This window comes from Falseniella ignava CCUG 37419, from assembly GCF_000301055.1.
In the GTDB taxonomy this organism is placed as follows: Bacteria; Bacillota; Bacilli; order Lactobacillales; family Aerococcaceae; genus Falseniella; species Falseniella ignava.
The window spans coordinates 493115-509599 of sequence record NZ_JH932301.1 but is presented as its reverse complement, the minus strand read 5'-3'; the positions used below and the strand labels follow the sequence as shown (position 1 = coordinate 509599).

General features: G+C 30.8%; 13 protein-coding genes. 3 read left to right on the top strand and 10 right to left on the bottom strand.

Annotated elements, in window-relative coordinates; all coding sequences use genetic code 11:
* Positions 1 to 167 precede the first annotated feature (167 nt).
* The 3 genes from HMPREF9707_RS06565 to HMPREF9707_RS06555 all read right to left on the bottom strand — a co-directional run bounded on the left by HMPREF9707_RS06565 (position 168) and on the right by HMPREF9707_RS06555 (position 2459).
* Positions 168 to 806: a YitT family protein gene (locus HMPREF9707_RS06565; protein WP_006701920.1), complete on the bottom strand. Its 639-nt coding sequence runs from the start codon at positions 804 to 806 to the stop codon at positions 168 to 170.
* A 365-nt stretch (positions 807 to 1171) separates the two neighbouring features.
* Positions 1172 to 1720 carry a TatD family hydrolase gene (locus HMPREF9707_RS06560; protein WP_006701919.1) on the bottom strand — a complete coding sequence of 183 codons (549 nt, stop codon included), beginning with the start codon at positions 1718 to 1720 and terminating at the stop codon, positions 1172 to 1174.
* 94 nt (positions 1721 to 1814) lie between these two features.
* Positions 1815 to 2459, bottom strand: a complete 645-nt coding sequence (locus HMPREF9707_RS06555) for a tRNA threonylcarbamoyladenosine dehydratase (RefSeq protein WP_006701918.1) — start codon at positions 2457 to 2459, stop codon at positions 1815 to 1817.
* 120 nt (positions 2460 to 2579) lie between these two features.
* On the opposite strand from HMPREF9707_RS06555, the gene HMPREF9707_RS06550 reads away from it, so the two are divergent.
* Entirely contained in the window at positions 2580 to 3263 is a 684-nt protein-coding gene (locus tag HMPREF9707_RS06550; RefSeq protein ID WP_232217671.1) for a cytochrome c biogenesis CcdA family protein, read from the top strand.
* Between the two features lie 12 nt (positions 3264 to 3275).
* Positions 3276 to 3953, top strand: a complete 678-nt coding sequence (locus HMPREF9707_RS08585) for a TlpA family protein disulfide reductase (protein ID WP_006701916.1) — start codon at positions 3276 to 3278, stop codon at positions 3951 to 3953.
* A gap of 732 nt (positions 3954 to 4685) precedes the next feature.
* Here the strand turns inward: HMPREF9707_RS08585 and HMPREF9707_RS06540 are convergent.
* Genes HMPREF9707_RS06540 through HMPREF9707_RS06515 form a run of 6 tightly spaced genes read right to left on the bottom strand, consistent with a single transcriptional unit; the run spans position 4686 to position 13678 of the window.
* Entirely contained in the window at positions 4686 to 5888 is a 1203-nt protein-coding gene (locus tag HMPREF9707_RS06540) for a hypothetical protein (RefSeq protein WP_006701915.1), read from the bottom strand.
* A gap of 44 nt (positions 5889 to 5932) precedes the next feature.
* A complete protein-coding gene (locus HMPREF9707_RS06535) occupies positions 5933 to 6805 on the bottom strand; it encodes an ATP-binding cassette domain-containing protein (protein ID WP_006701914.1) in 873 nt (290 codons plus the stop codon).
* Positions 6806 to 6817: 12 nt separating this feature from the next.
* Positions 6818 to 8086 (bottom strand): hypothetical protein, encoded by a 1269-nt coding sequence (locus HMPREF9707_RS06530; RefSeq protein WP_006701913.1) that lies wholly within the window; start codon positions 8084 to 8086, stop codon positions 6818 to 6820.
* Positions 8079 to 9824 carry an ATP-binding cassette domain-containing protein gene (locus HMPREF9707_RS06525; protein WP_006701912.1) on the bottom strand — a complete coding sequence of 582 codons (1746 nt, stop codon included), beginning with the start codon at positions 9822 to 9824 and terminating at the stop codon, positions 8079 to 8081. Before HMPREF9707_RS06525 ends, HMPREF9707_RS06530 begins: the two co-directional genes overlap by 8 nt.
* A gap of 13 nt (positions 9825 to 9837) precedes the next feature.
* Entirely contained in the window at positions 9838 to 12501 is a 2664-nt protein-coding gene (locus HMPREF9707_RS06520) for a thiopeptide-type bacteriocin biosynthesis protein (RefSeq protein WP_006701911.1), read from the bottom strand.
* A 1-nt stretch (position 12502) separates the two neighbouring features.
* Positions 12503 to 13678 carry a lanthionine synthetase LanC family protein gene (locus HMPREF9707_RS06515; RefSeq protein WP_006701910.1) on the bottom strand — a complete coding sequence of 392 codons (1176 nt, stop codon included), beginning with the start codon at positions 13676 to 13678 and terminating at the stop codon, positions 12503 to 12505.
* Positions 13679 to 14405: 727 nt separating this feature from the next.
* Between HMPREF9707_RS06515 and HMPREF9707_RS06510 the strand changes: the two genes are divergently transcribed.
* On the top strand, positions 14406 to 15263 hold the full coding sequence (locus HMPREF9707_RS06510; protein WP_006701909.1) for a helix-turn-helix domain-containing protein: 858 nt from the start codon (positions 14406 to 14408) through the stop codon (positions 15261 to 15263).
* A 179-nt stretch (positions 15264 to 15442) separates the two neighbouring features.
* Here the strand turns inward: HMPREF9707_RS06510 and HMPREF9707_RS06505 are convergent, their stop codons facing one another.
* Positions 15443 to 16288, bottom strand: coding sequence for a hypothetical protein (locus tag HMPREF9707_RS06505; protein WP_156790268.1), 846 nt, complete (start codon positions 16286 to 16288; stop codon positions 15443 to 15445).
* Positions 16289 to 16485: the final 197 nt, after the last annotated feature.

Genomic DNA, 16485 nt, shown 5'->3' with positions numbered 1-16485 from the left:
TAATCAATTTATTTAACTAATAATTATAATATTAATATCTTTTTCTTAACTTGTATTCTTGTATCTCTTGAATACAAATAATATTATTAATAATCATACAACGTTATATTAAAAAGCTTCTTACCATTACGGCTAGAAGCTTATTGTTATTATGTTGATTAGCTATATTATACTGTCTCGGCAGATAAAGAGAAACTTGGAAAATGAATCTCAAATTGTCCGATTATTAGCGAAGAGACAATCGTTGTTATAAATGAGAAGATAAGACGACCTGGATTAATATAGGCCAGGGATAGTAATAATACGATACCATCCGTTAATAAATACGCTCTAGAGATAGAAAATTTACCTAATCGAGAGATGACCATGGCTAACGCATCATCGCCACCAGCAGCACTGCCTTGCGAGACACATAGGCCACATCCAATCCCAATAAATATTCCACCAACGATAGCAGCGATAACGGGTAAATGGTACAAGTCAGGCAACACAGGTCCCATCCATAGGAAGAATCGGTAAAACAATGCGAAAAATACAGAAGCATGAGCCGCCCGCTTGATAAATGATTTACCTAATAGTGAGAATCCGATTAAATAACACGTCATATCTAGGACTAATCCCGTTCTGGATGGATTCCAGCGTAACACGCGATAGAAGAATAATACAAGACCTAGAATTCCGCCTTCTGTTATTTGGCTCGGAATATGCACATTCACAATACCAAAAGCCATAATCGCCGTTCCTATGGCAACAATTAACATTTCATCTTTACTTAAAAACACTTTACTTAGCAAACGTCTAAACACATTTCCACTCCTAATTTATTTATTAGTACGAAAATGCCTCCAAAACACAAAAAAAAAGACTGCTGATGTCGTTGGTCATCCTCGTACGGCAATCTATGATGGATTTGATGCTTTTTTTGTTTGCTAATTTTCAATTCGGCAAAACTCTGAACTTCTAGTCATCTTTATCGCCTTCAATAACCCCACATCAGGCGCTATTCAGGCTCTTAATCAATCACTTAGGCATCAGATAAACCGACTGGTAAATTTCCAGTTCCATCGATATTCGATCTTTAAATATTCTAGCATGATTTTATAAAAAAAGGGCAAATTTACTAAAATAGACTAAGAACACGTTTTCATTGATTTTCAATCCGCTCTGTGTGTTATTCAATCGATGACGGATAGTGATATAGAGCTTGCTGTGTGTGTTGAATCGTCTCAATAATATCCTCACCAAGTGATTGTATTAATGCTTCCAGCGTCGTCTGCATACTTTCTTGATGCATCCGAATATAATCCTCTACTTGTAATGACTGATCGGCTATCGATTCGGGCAGATCAGTCTCCAACAATTGCGTGAATATTTGATTCTGTAATGATGCCGGGACTTCGGCGATGCGTTTCGGGCTATAATCTAAGCCAATCTCACCAATTAAATGCGTCTGGTGAATGTATTGATTGAATCGTTCCATTTCTTCTTCTTCTTGCTGACTTCCCGACGGAATCCACCAAGGATGATATTCAAGCGATAGGAGCGGTTGAGATCCACCAAATTCATCCAAAGTCTGGCTCAGGGCAGCAAATTTCGAAGGCAATACCGTCTGAGCTACAATACCTTTATTGCCTTGGTGCCTATGCTGTACGAAGTCCACTTGCTTAGCCAATGATGGGATAAAATCTAAATGGTAATGGGTGTCCAATAACGTTGGCATTCTCACACCTCCTTGCTATCTTGAGCGACAAGACGACGAATAACAAAACTAGCTAACATTTGCCCCATTATTGGAGGCATGTAAGACATGGTGCCTAATGTATGAGCCCGACTTGAACTGATAGGATTCTTTTTTTCGGTAATTCTTTTGAGAATAAGACATCTAAATGTTCGACCCCGCGTTTACGATATTCTTCGAGCATTTTACGTGAGAGTGGGCAGTTCATCGTTTGTCTTATGTCCGCAAAGGTAAGTTGCATTGGATCCATTTTGTTAGCAGCTCCCATCGAAGCAACAATCGGTATATCGTGAGCCTGACACCACGCAGCAATATAAGATTTAGCGAGCACTGAATCAATACATTCAATCACATAATCTGGCTTTGGGTATTGACTGAATACATCGGCACAGTTCTCTGGTGAGATTTCCACTTGCTCTGCAATAACATGACAGTTAGGATTAATTTGGTGAATCTTTGCTGTCATCACATCGGCTTTGGGGAGTCCAATCGTCGATTCAAATGCAATCGCTTGGCGATTAATATTAGTAATTTCTACAATATCGCTATCGATGACAATTAATCTCCCGACCCCGCCCCTCGCTAGAGCTTCGACACATGATGAACCGACCCCTCCGAGCCCTAGGACCATCACTGTAGCGTCTGTCAAATTTTGTAGTCCGTCTTGCTCAACTATAATTTTGATCCGATCAAAACGTGTGGCTTCTTGATTGTGATTCATAATACCCCTCATTTAAATACATAATTTCATCTATTCTATTGTGGAATAATGCGCTCAAATTGTGAAGTGACGCCTTGGATAAAGCATAGTCTTTGGAGTTAGAGTTGAATCTATGTCATAATGAAAAAAATTAAAGAAAGTGAGCGAATTATGATTTACTTTATGCTGTTCATTGAGGGGATTTTAACATTTATATCTCCTTGTATCTTGCCTTTAATTCCCATTTACTTAACGTATTTTGGGTCGATGAAATCACAAGATGATAGCAAAAGCACTGTTAAAGAGGCAGCGTTATTTGTTCTTGGTTTTTCAATCGTATTTATCGCGTTCAGCTTATTCCTAAATACAATCGGTCATTTTTTATTGATTCATCGAACGACCATTAATATTATTGCGGGCAGTTTATTGATTTTATTTGGAATTGATGTTCTATTTGAGAATCGCGTCACTCATCGACTGTTTGGGGGAGCAAATATTCAAAATGCTGATAAAATAAATAGTTTTGTTCTAGGTCTTATCTTTGCCGTGAGTTGGTCACCTTGTGTTGGAATTTATCTAGCTTCAGCCTTGGCAGTATCAATGACCTCTAGCCACTATTTGGAATCTGTAATGATGTTAGTGATGTATTCTTTAGGTCTAGGTATTCCATTTATTCTTAGTGCGATGTTAATTGAAGAGAGTAAGCAATTGTTTAATCAATTAAAAAAGTATATGCGCCAAATTCAAATTGTGTCGGCAATATTACTAATTTTATTTGGGATTAGTGTAGCAACTGGATATATTTATTATCTTATTCCTGTTTAGAAAGGATCGATTATGAAAAAATTTATTGGATTAATTCTCGGATTGGTTCTAATACTTGTTGTTGCAGGTGGGATTAATTATTATGTACAGCCTGATAAGGCACTTCAGACGAATCAAACCCCTAGCGAGAGTGAGGTCACGCAGACAACTGTTGAAGTAGAGACGACGATGGTAGAGACAACGATAGCAGAGTCAGAAGTTAATGAAGAAGCAGACAGCAGTCAGGACGCTGAAGAGAATACGGAAGCGGAGCAAGTAGACGATGTTGTCATTGATTTCCCGAACTTAGAGATGCGTGATGCGTTCGGTAACATGGTTCAACTTCATGATTTGATTGACAAGCCGGCGATTATTAACTTCTGGGCGAGTTGGTGTCCGCCATGTATCAAAGAAATGCCTTATTTCCAATCGCAATACGATCAGCACAAAGACGAAATTGACTTCATTATGTTAAATGCCACTGGGTCACGTCCGACGGAGACAATTGAGGCTGCGAATCAATTCTTACGTGAACAGAACTTGCAATTACCGGTCTATTTCGACCCAGATTTGAAAAGTCAAATCCAGTTAGGTATCGTGACGTTACCTACGACCTACGTAATTAATAGACGTGGTGAATCGGAACGGATTGTCGGAATGCTGACTGACAGTCAACTGAATGAGATTGTTGAGACATTACTTGCCGAATAATTCGTAATGGCAACTTATTTGGGACTGTGATATTAGTTGTGTAATAGTTACTGGAGAAAAAATTATAAAGAATAATTCAATTATTATCCGCAAAACATTGTAAAGTAATATTTTGCGGATACGAAAAACGAACAATGATTATCAGAAGGAGTATGCATGGACTTAAAACAGTCTGTTATGAGTTTACTCATTACAGACTGTTTATGCGTAGCGTCGCATATCAATGGTTTAGAGCTTTAACTTTTAACCATTGAAGCTAACGCATGTGAGGGACTAAGATTCACAAAGGAAATCTTAGTCCCTCATCATACCTGGGCAACTCCCGAGACTTTGGCTCGGGGCGGTGCATTATAGATAATCATTGTTCGTTTTGAAGTATCAAAAAATATTTTTGTCACAATACTATTTTCACAACATTATACTACAGTCTTTACACTATCAATATAGTCGAAAACAAAAACAATACTCAAATTCTATTTGTTGTCAATTGAATTAGGATTTATTCTACATATATTATTCCTTGGCTTTGTACAAACCAGACTAGTCGTCTTATATGGATCTGGGTCATTGCAGTCTAATGTATATGTACATCCTGGAGTTTGTAAAGTAATCACAGTCTGATTAGTGTTTTCATTACTACTCCTGTAAAATTCAATTTCAAATTTCACATCACTTTCCTCCTTTCTCTAAATATTTTAAGTATCTCAATTACGAATCTAGCTTTATTGGATTTTAATTTCTAAATACTGCTCTTTGCCATAAGTATTTATGAATAACAATAAGGACTGTCGCAATAAGGACTAAAAATACTATATATATTAATATGTTATCTAAAGAAGACGGCACACCCACTTCGAGATTTAATCTATCAATCGACATCGTATGAGTCCAGAAAGGTAACGTGACCCAGCGTTCCATAAACATTAATATTCTTGGTATCAATTGGAATATTGTTAAGAATATTAATATGGATGAGACTATAATTGAAAAGATATTATCTGAAATAAAATAATGCGTTATATCATTAATTAGTAAAGCAATCATCGTTATTAAAGTTAACAAAACAATGTAAATCAAGAAAACAATCGTCACATTCAATAAGCTAATTGACCCTTGAACACTAATAGGTATAATTCCATATATCGGCCATATATTTAACATGAAATAACTCATGATATAAAAGACAATTCTAAAGAATATCGCAAATGCCCAGACTCTAATAATTTTAGGTAAACTAAAAGATAGTAATAATTTATTATATTTTTCAGGCAAGTACTTATATAATGATGTTTTATAACGACTTAGAAAATTGTTTTCTGTACTTAAAATTAATAATGGGATTAATATATATATTGATGCTACTAAGGTGATAAAATGTTGGTTGGATTTTAAGCTAATAAACTTCTCTTCTGATAATTTTGATTCTGTAATATATTGAGCTATTGACTCATGCTCTAATAAATTCAGAGTTCCTAAACGTATTAAGAATGATTTCTCACTTCTTAAATCTCCTCGAAATTTTAGACTGTTTAATTTCTGATGATAGTAGTAGTTAGAAAGATGATAACGATCCGTGAAAGAATTACTATGTTTCAGTTGCTCGTTCATAGAATTCAAATACTTACGTATCGTTTGAAGCTCTTCCAAATTGTACTTGATGCTCTCCATTTCGTCTACTCCCCATGCTTCATAATCAAAACCTGGTTGTTCACTCATTGCTACATCGGCATCTGAATTTTGACTTTCTACTAGCAATATTTCGTCTTGTTTTAATATATCCGTATAATGATCTACTTGGTATAATAGTCGCTCAATTTCTTGAATATGACTTTCCACTGATATCTTATTTAAACTTAGCCACAGAGTAAACGATAATAGTAAAAAAGTCCCCACCCAGAGAAACCAATATATCCTATTGTTTAAAAACTTTATCATTTCATTCTCCTCGCTCTATAATCGCTCACTATTTTCTTGTATTATTAAAGGTAAAATTCATGATAGTAGTCTGTAATACTCTTATCTCCGACTGATACGGTTCGAATCATTGGATGATTCATATATTCAACAATATCATCCATTGTAATCTGATCGATATTAATTTGGAATTTGTTCTTGAATGGTTCAGAAAAAAGTGCTTTCTCAAAAGTCTTAGACAATGTGTGATTTTTTCGCATAAATAGGGTTAATATTTTTTCTAGTTTATCGGTATCAATTTGAATTATTTCATCCTTACTCTTAATAAATATAACCGTATCTGAATACAATGAAAGATTATCTAATAAGTGAGACGCTATGATAATAATTTTTCCTTGCTCTCTTAAATTAATTAGAATATTTGATATCAAATCAACATTCACGATATCTAATGAATTCATCACTTCATCCATCAGCATTATAGGAGTGTCGGTCGCTAATTGCATCGCTAAGCATAAACGTTGTTTCATCCCTAATGAGTATTGAGAGACTTTCTTATCAACATAATCACTCATCTTCAACAAATCAATCACTTCATCTGATAATATCTGACTATTCCAATTCTGTCTTGCAAAATTAATATGTTCTCGACCCGTTTTGTAACCAATTAAATCTTTCTGATCAACCATTAAAGATATCTGTTGATAAATATCAACGCGATTGCCTTCAGTCAGTGGATAATTATAATTATGATTTTGTAAACATATATCTCCTTTTACATTAACTAAGCTATTCATAATCCCTTTAAATAATGTAGATTTCCCCATCCCATTAGGAGCAACTAATGCAACAATTGTGCCTGGTTGAAATGCTAAGTCTATATCTTTTAAGATAGGATTATGGACTGAGTAACCAACTTCTCGAAATTTGATATGCATACTGGTCCTCCTTTATATAGTGATTCGATGTGTTCTATGTTTAGTATATAAATAATCAGCACCCGATATAATCAATGTTAAGCCTAATAAGTAAAAGATTGCAAAGTGGTTCTCGAACAAATAAAGATTTGCTTTAAGATCAAAAATAAAGTCTCTGAAATTTCCAATATTCTTCTCAATATCAATATATAAGAAAGGATTCCACTGATTAAATAAAAGAAAATTCTCCTGGGTTAATACTAATAAATAAGGTAACGAATAAAGCGTTATAACCATAAAAGCTGTCGTAGCGGATTGTCGTGTTATATTTAAGATTAACTTGGACAATGAGTAAATAAACATAATGGAAACCAGACCGATAACTAAAGGATACAGTACTTGCAAATTAGCATTTGACCATGCATATAGAATATTGTCAATGAGTGATTCATTATTAATGTACACTTGATAGAGAAATCCAATAACTGTTCCAACTGTATAGATAAGAAGAAAAGAGATATATAAAAAGAAAATATTGCTTGCATTCATGACTATCGATTTTAAGCTATTCTTAATAGGATTATGGGCTAAAAGGCTGTAGTGTGAGATATTAAACTTGTGTTGAATGACTACCATGGCTAACGAGGATAATAAGATTACAATTCCCCAGAAAGAGAAAATATAATTTTGATGTACTTGTTTTAATAGTATCCATTCTAAAACATTTCCATAACTATATTTGTCATCTAAATAGGCTTCACCTACTTGATTTGTTTTAGCATAATTTTGTATTGCTAAATGATTGTAATCAATAAATTGGGAATAGATATTTTCAGGCAAAGCAATTCTGTCCAGTCCCCAGAAAAGAAAAAGAATATTAATTTTTTGAAAATATATATTATCTCGTAAAATTTGTTTAGGATCTTCAGTTTTAATCCCTTTTTCAAGCTTGGCTAAAGCATCCTCGTAAACTTCCTTTAATAATCGATTACGTTCCAGAACATCGTCGAAATTCTCAACATTCATCAACTCCCCAATACTACCATCATCTAAGTAGTCATCATAATATTCTTGTAATTGATAGTTACTCGGCTTGTACAAATGTTTAACCTTCGCAACATCGCTAATCATATTGAATTCCTCTTCTGTCTGATAGACTGGACCAGACACGGGAGTGAAAGGATATGTATAAATCATCATTAAAATAATACTTAGACCAGAGAAAGTTATCAGCCATTTGACAAGAGGACTTTGATAAAAAATTGAAATCATAGACCTTATATTTTTCAAACTATTATTCATAAGAACCTCCTAAAATTAATTTTCTAAATATTGGATCTTTCTCAAGTTCATTATAAGATCCCGATTTAACAATCTTCCCATTATTCAACATTAATATAATGCCATTGAAATTCATAATATAATTATAATCATGACTAATATGAATAACTATTGAGGAGACACTGAGATTATTTATATAAGCATGTATTTTCTCCTTAGACACTCCATCAAGATAATTGGTAGGTTCATCAAATATATACACATCAGACGGGTTTAACACAGAACGAATGAATGCAATTTTTTGCCACTCACCCCCAGAGGGCTGTTTCCCATAGTCAAACCAAAAGCCAATTCTATCATTGAAATCAAATAATGATAACAAGTTCGGGGAAATTTTATAAATTTCCGATTTGATTTTTTTATCATTAATAGCTTTGTCAAATATCAAATTTTCACGTAAAGTCAACTCAAATTGAACGGAATCTTGAAATAGTACATTAATTTTATTTCTAAATACAGAGAAATTAGAAGGGTCAACAATTCTACCGTTTATTATAATATTCCCTTCAATGTTTTTATACAATCCCGATAATATCTTAGCAAGAGATGTTTTACCAGACCCATTAGCTCCAACAATCAAATAATGATTTCCTCTCTCAAATTTGTACGATATTTTGTCTAATATAAATTTATCGTTTCTTTGAAAAGATAAATTTTCAATCTCTATTGTTTCAATAGAATCAATTTGATATAACATATTCTTAACATCGTCATGGTTATCATTGAATTTATTTAAAAATTCAATGATAATACTTACATATAAATATTTAGTTGAAAGACTGGAACAAACATAAAATAAGGTCTCAACAGATGATTTTATATTTTGAAAGCTTTGTGTGTAGCTAATAATACTTCCAAAAGAAATTTTTAGATAATCAAAATTTAAATAAATCATTACTAATAATGCAATCGCAGAAAAAATATCTAGCAGATCTGGAATAAATTCCAATTTAACAGTTGAAAGTAGCAAGTTATATTCTAGTTTAAATACTTTATTGAAAGCTATTTTATATTTTTTTATAAAGAAGTTAAAAGCATTGTTTGATTTTATTTCTCTATAAGTATTTTCATTTTGATAAATAAATTTGTAATACCATTTTTCTCGTTCGTTTGGTGTCTTTAATTTATATAACTCAAAACTTTTGTTACCGATTATTAGGTTCACTATCGACTTTAGTATAGAAAAAGATATAATCAGAACAATTAAGTATGCATTTAATTCGAATAAAAAATAGGAATTTGTAATGAAAATCAAAAAACTTTTTATAACGTTCAAAAAATCCTCAAAATAATTTGCCACACTTTTATCGCTCTGATCAAATATTTGCCTAATAGTATTATATATCGCACTATTCTCGTAATCCTCTAAATCAATATGTTTACTCTTTGATAATATTATACTATCTAGCAAAAAGATAAATTTATTTCTTATTTTAAAACCTAAGATAGAAGTTAACTTGATAAATAGCATCTGAAATATCAAGAATATCAAGTACTTTGAAAGGTGACTTTTGAACAATGATATATCTACAGTGTGAATATTATTTAATATACTCCTAGTTAAATAGACATTTACAAATGGTAATAATCCGCTTAATAAATTGACATACAAATTAAAAAAGAAATATACTTTGTCAATGAAAAAAATAAATTTAATTACATTTAAATGCTTGATTACTGAAGTTTTTAATTTAGTCATTATTATTCAACTCTTATTCATTCATCTTTTTAATAGATAGTGAATATAAGCTAGCTTTTATCATCGACAACTCATCCATGTAATTATTATCATTTAACAGTCGATTCCTATGCATATGCAATATTGACATATAAATATCTACTCTCTCATTCAAATTCAGTTCTTTTAGCATAGAAATTATCCCAATCATGTTTGATAAATAAAAATCCATAAAAAGCTTATTCAATGTATTATCATTTATAAATTTATCTATGGTTTGTCTTGTCTGTTTTAGATTACCTTGTAAATACTTATTCCTTATTTCTATGAATGCATCAGGATCATAAACCGATAATATATGAAAATATGATAGACAATCAGTTAATAACAATCGGTTATTTATTTTTTTGTTCTTTATTATTTTTATTACAAACATACTATCTAAAGTGAAATATGAATATATATCTTCAAACGACTTTTTGCCACCATACCTATTAATTTCTGGTGTAAAGCGATTTACGGAATAAATGTGACTTCCTATAACTGATTCTATCTTTTCTATAATATACAAAGATTGTTCTTTATTATTTAGTTCAAATCTTAGTCTCAAAGTGTTTATATTATTTTCTGTATATCTAACAAAATGAAAATTTATTAGTGATGGTTCGGATTCAATTAAATCGTAAATTTTCACAAGCATTTCATTCTGAAATGCTACAGAGACTTTCACTGAATAATATACCCATTTTATTCCATATGATATAGTATCAAGCAGAGAAGTCTGCAAAGGTGAATCTTCATCAACTTCTATTATATGAGAATATTGATTTTCAGAACTATAATTAAAAATAAACTCTCCAGGATAGTTATCAACAGTATTTAACATTTCTGAAATTATTATTCTTGTACCATTTTTAATATTATTAAAAATTTTTCTTATGTGATATTCTGAATGGATATTTATTGTCAAAGGATTTTCAGCTATAAATATTTCTACTATTTGTGGTATTTTCCATTTCTTAATGAATTGCTTAAAATCTTCATAAAACAATGAAAAATCATCATCAAGCACAATATATATCCACGTTTTACTTCTAATTACCCATTCTTTATATTTTATCCTGGGAAGAAATGACTGATATGAATACCTGTCTAAAATATTGGTTCTAAACTCCGCATCTCTACCAAATAATCTTATTAACTTTTGCATAGTTTCAGAAAAAGAATTCACATGTAGCATTGAAGGCACATTAATTATTGTTGATTTATATTGACCTTCCTTCTTTACATATAGATTAATATTATTATTGAAGTAACCAATGTACATCTCTTCTAACTTAATATTGTTATAGCCTGGCAATTCAAAATCAGTAAAATATCTATCATTATAAAACTTTTCGTTTCGGTGTTTTAAATGCGAAATAAAACTTGATTGATTTATATTTTCAATAATTAAATCTTCAGCCAGCAAATTAATTTCAGGGACACTATACAAAAGGCGGTTATCGAAAGAATTTGCACAAGATGAAACTTTATTCAAGTTAATTGAATATAATCCATTTTCTAAGCATTGTATGGGAACCGAAAAAGTTTCAGGTATTGAAGCTTCAAGCTCAAGACTACCAATCAAATTATCTATAGATACTTCTTCATATTTCTGGTCATTACACTCCCTTATAAGTCTTTCCATTTGAGACGAAATCACACCCATAGATTTTTCGCTTGTCAGAGAATCAAAGAAAGGAGAATTAATTATTTCAGCTAAAGGAATAAATGTATTTAAACCGTAATACTCATCTAAGTACTTAGTCAAGCATTCCATTGCAGCATCATAATTATGTTCTAAAGTAAAAATACTAACGATATTTCTAACTGAAGAAAAACTATTTCTAGAAAATAATCCACAGATATTCAACTTATTTTTGTATAAATTTATAAAAAATGACTGTCTTCCTTTATCAAAATTATCATTTAAAGACAACTCTTGAATTAATTGTTTATTATTTATATAGTTAAAATTAATAAATTCTTCTTCATCAAAGTCAATAATTTTATGTATATATATATTGGCATCTAACTTACACTTTAGAAAATCAATACTGACTAAATATTCAATATCTTTTAAAAACTCTTCAAAATTAGTACATATATCAATCTCTTCAAATAGTCTTGACATGCTAATTAGTGTGCCTGTATTTAAGTAAACTTCTTCAAGAAAATTATTTATCTTCAATTTCCACTTTGATTTATTATCCTTTAACGAATTTATTAAGTAAAAATAACGATCACCTACAATTATTTCGGGATTTCTATATACATTCCTTACAGGTGATTTTGTAGATAAGCTATCGGTTTTGCTCAAATATTCAAGTCTGACTCTGTTATCCTTCAATTTATCTTGAAAATCGCCAATAACTGGTCTACTATATGCCCATAAATTATTAGGCATGTGATTAAAATAAAATCTATTTAAATATTTATATATTGTTTTTGCTAAATTTTTCTTTCTTTTAGGTTTTAAATTATCATTATACAAATATGCAATTATATTAAAATTAGAAAATGCTAGGCAATTGATAAATGCTTTATTACCTTTAGCAAAATCAATAAGATCATCATCGTTTGTTATATTGAGATATTTAAACGCATCTAACAAACTATAATTTATTGATTGCCTATATGAACTAATATATTCCATATCATCCCCCAAATATCAAATCTCCAATGTAAGGTTTCTTATTAATAACACTATTTATTACCAACAAAACTCCTTCAAACCCATTAATTATATCTGTTGGAATCTCCCCCCGATTATATTCGAGAGCCAAATAATGATCTGTAAATTTAACATATGTATCCGGTTTGTACATCTCCATAAGCATTCTCATTAAATAATTAATGATTTCTTCAGGATAAGAAACGTAATCAATTAAACTAACTTCATATATCAATCCACTTAAGCCATGGCAAATTATAGATGATCCATAAAAATTATCTTTACTTAAATGAATCATATTATTCACATATATATCAACAAAATTATCGTACAACGACCTTATTTTTGGTGACACAAAAGATGAATTTCTAATAATTCTATATGATTTAATCAAACCAGCGTAACCATGACACCAGGAATTATTTAATGCGTTTATATCAAAGTTTTTCAAAAGATTATTGTTAAAGCGCTTTCCCAAAATAGAAATAATCATACTAATCATTTTTTTCTCAGAATCAATATCATTTAATAACCTTGATGCTTTATATGCCATAGTGTATAGGCCTATTTCCCCATGAGAAAACCCTATAAAAGAATTATTCATATTACTTATTGGAGAACTTTCTGAATCACTAGTTGCACAAGATAATTCAACAATAAGTTCTAATAACTGTTGTAATACTTTTTTATTAGTAGATAAATTATATTTACTCTGAACAAGATAACTTATTACTCCTGATACACCACTAACAATATCTAAGTCTTGAAACACAAAGTTTTTTCGTTTTAAATAAACCTCTAATGAATCGCCAAACTTTCCATATAATTGATTAAAGACTACTTTCAAATCTTTAGTCATTTCTCCAATTTTGTCATTTTCTAGTATTGTTTCTATTACGAATAAGACAGTCGTAATTCCATTCCAAAGTGAAATGTTATCAACATCAACCCTCAATTTATTTAAAGAAGTATAAAATTCATTTTTAAAAATTATATATTTTTCATGGTTATCATATTCTAAGAATCTAATGTTAGTTAAGGTCAGATAACTGAGAAGATCCAAAGGATAGAATGGTTTATCACATTGATTTTTTCGATGAATATTTTCTAATGTTAAGGAGCTTAGTTCGTTAATTATTTTAGTGTATTCATTATTCATTATATTAATCCCCTAACATTAAATATTTATTTTTCAATATTTAATTAAACTGTTCGATTAAATCATCAACATACTCCGAATTACTCACTCATGTTCGAAACAATATATATGTATTATTTATACAAAATGTAGATTTGGAAATTTTTTTATTTGTTGTCTTATTCTATAGTATAAGTTATCATTACTATACAAGTTATTTTATAAAAGTGTTTTTATATTAAAAAATATTTTAATAAGTTAAATTTATTTAATATATATAATTAGGTAAAATATGAATAACTATTGAGGAGACACTGAGATTATTTATATAAGCATGTATTTTCTCCTTAGACACTCCATCAAGATAATTGGTAGGTTCATCAAATATATACACATGAGACGGGTTTAAACAGAACGAATGAATGCAATTTTTTGCCACTCACCCCCAGAGGGCTGTTTCCCATGGTCAAACCAAAAGCCAATTCTCTCATCCAAAGTAACTTCAATAAATATTTGCATTTAATAATCAATTGTCTAGGCGAATCGTGATTGGAAAAATGTCTTTAATAATATCAATCAAAATAATAAATACACTGGAATAATCATTATAAATTAATTAGGTAATTTATTGATTGAAAATATTATTTCCTTTACTATTATATCTAAATTATTTATTTATGTGTATTCTATTAAAGAATTTTTTAATTGATGAAATTTATTTAATATTTATAAGAAATAAGGAGGGCTTATGAATATAATAGGGGGTATTATTAAAAAGATTAGAATAAGTAAAAATATGACTCAGGCTGAACTAGCTCACGATATTGTTTCGCCACAATTCTTATCACATTTTGAAAATTGTAAATCTGATATTAAGGTTCAGACTTTTCTTCGATTACTTGATCGTTTAAATGTAAAATATAATGAATTTGTAAGTGAAACATTTGATACTTACACCTCAGAAATTAACTCATTTATTGATAATCTAAGATTAGCCAAACAGTCCAATAATATTGTAATGTTAGAAACGTTGATATTACGGCAACAACAATTATATGAAGAAACAAATAATAGTAGATATTTACATTATGGAATTGTTGCAAAGCAAATTCTTAATTCCATTACCGATACAGAGTTTAATAGTAGTGAAATTGATATAGTCATGAGATATTTGCATAACGTAAATGATTGGGGACATTATGAGATTATTTTGTTTGGAAATATTATTTTTTGCTTAAATCCAACTCAAGTTCTATCATTTCAACATACTGTATTAAAAAAAATTGAAAAATATGCGACGATTAACAAGAAAAAAGGTCCTTACGCGATGGTTATCTTGAACATGGCTAATTATTGTCTTGAAAATAATTGTTTAAATCAAGCAATAGAGATGATAAATAAAGCAGAATTATTATTAGATGGATCAAAGTCTTTCTTTGAACTTAACCAAAAAAACTATTTAAAAGGTATTTATTTGATTAAATCTGGATCAATCGAACAGGGAACTGAATTATGTAATAAAGCAATAGATATTTTAATTCACTTCAAAGATTTTGCGAATGCTAACTCCAAGAAGAAAGAATTAGAGTCTATTTTGATAGAATAAATAAATGACAGATTTTATACACAACTTAGCCACCTTCGCCGCTTCATAATCAGCGCCTATTTGAAGCTAAGTATCTAAACTATATTTACTCATAATAAGACCCCCAGAGGTTAGATTTTTGGTCTAACTTTTGGGGGTCAGTTCATCAGAGGGGAATTTTATACGATTCTATTTAACACTTATTCACCTAATATGTACTCTTTGACGTTGGCTCTAAATTCTTCATCATCAATTAATACTCGTAAATCCTCATCTAGTTGTGTTTCGGGATAGTTGAACTCATCGATAAGGTATATAATCTCAGAATAAGCATCTTCGAATTCTGGAGACTGATATTCTGAGTCATAGATAACAATCTCTAAATAATGGCGCATGTCTTGAACTTCCCATGGTAACATGCCTAATTCTTCTTCAATTTGCAAGCTAATATCTTCGAAATCGCCAATAATTTGATCTTCATTAGGGAATGGTCGTTCATCGTCCGCTGTTGCTTCGCGGAAATCATAATGATTCTGTGATATATAATAGACGAAGGTAAGATCCTCTTCAGACACAAAATAGACTTTGCCATCGATAAGTTGATTCTCTTTATGGACGCGTAAGACGAATTGATTAACTTCTGAAGGATCGAGTTGCATTACATCCCAGAATTCTGGGTCTACCTTCTCAAGGATAGCTTCATCCGCTATCAAATAAACCCATTGATCGTCTTCTTTAATGGCTGAATCATCTGTCACTGGGCGGACATAATTATAATAATGAGATGGCTTAAGAACTCTATATGATTCAGGATCACCATCTATCGGTGTTGCCATGTAGAGACCTTTATATTTCTCTTCGGCGATAGCTAGACGTTCAGGTAGATCGTCCTCAAATCTGAAGATGCGATTATATTGAGAGGTCTTATTATCTTCTGCATATAGACGATATTGAGTTAAATACTCATCGAGCGGTATATAAGCCATCCCTTCATCGAGATCGAATAGTACAACATATACTTCTTGATTCTCATATATGCCCATCATGGTCTGATGAGATTCAAATGATTGATATGAACCATTTTTAATTATGAAGAGAATTAATATGGAGTTTCGATTCAAGGCAATTTTTATTGTCCCAAATGGGATTCTCTTACTTGTCTCACTCTTCGCGCTGCTATCACTTAGAAAAAATAATTAGCACACAAAAAAAGAGGGCGCTGCCCTCTTTTATCTTAAGCCAA

Excerpts from the sequence above, each read along its gene's own strand:
- HMPREF9707_RS06560 (WP_006701919.1), bottom strand. The coding sequence starts at position 1,720 with ATGCCAACGTTATTGGACACCCATTACCATTTAGATTTTATCCCATCA.
- HMPREF9707_RS06555 (WP_006701918.1), bottom strand. The coding sequence starts at position 2,459 with ATGAATCACAATCAAGAAGCCACACGTTTTGATCGGATCAAAATTATA.
- HMPREF9707_RS06550 (WP_232217671.1), top strand. The coding sequence starts at position 2,580 with ATGAAAAAAATTAAAGAAAGTGAGCGAATTATGATTTACTTTATGCTG.
- HMPREF9707_RS08585 (WP_006701916.1), top strand. The coding sequence starts at position 3,276 with ATGAAAAAATTTATTGGATTAATTCTCGGATTGGTTCTAATACTTGTT.
- HMPREF9707_RS06540 (WP_006701915.1), bottom strand. The coding sequence starts at position 5,888 with ATGATAAAGTTTTTAAACAATAGGATATATTGGTTTCTCTGGGTGGGG.
- HMPREF9707_RS06535 (WP_006701914.1), bottom strand. The coding sequence starts at position 6,805 with ATGCATATCAAATTTCGAGAAGTTGGTTACTCAGTCCATAATCCTATC.
- HMPREF9707_RS06530 (WP_006701913.1), bottom strand. The coding sequence starts at position 8,086 with ATGAATAATAGTTTGAAAAATATAAGGTCTATGATTTCAATTTTTTAT.
- HMPREF9707_RS06525 (WP_006701912.1), bottom strand. The coding sequence starts at position 9,824 with ATGACTAAATTAAAAACTTCAGTAATCAAGCATTTAAATGTAATTAAA.
- HMPREF9707_RS06520 (WP_006701911.1), bottom strand. The coding sequence starts at position 12,501 with ATGGAATATATTAGTTCATATAGGCAATCAATAAATTATAGTTTGTTA.
- HMPREF9707_RS06515 (WP_006701910.1), bottom strand. The coding sequence starts at position 13,678 with ATGAATAATGAATACACTAAAATAATTAACGAACTAAGCTCCTTAACA.
- HMPREF9707_RS06510 (WP_006701909.1), top strand. The coding sequence starts at position 14,406 with ATGAATATAATAGGGGGTATTATTAAAAAGATTAGAATAAGTAAAAAT.
- HMPREF9707_RS06505 (WP_156790268.1), bottom strand. The coding sequence starts at position 16,288 with ATGATGGGCATATATGAGAATCAAGAAGTATATGTTGTACTATTCGAT.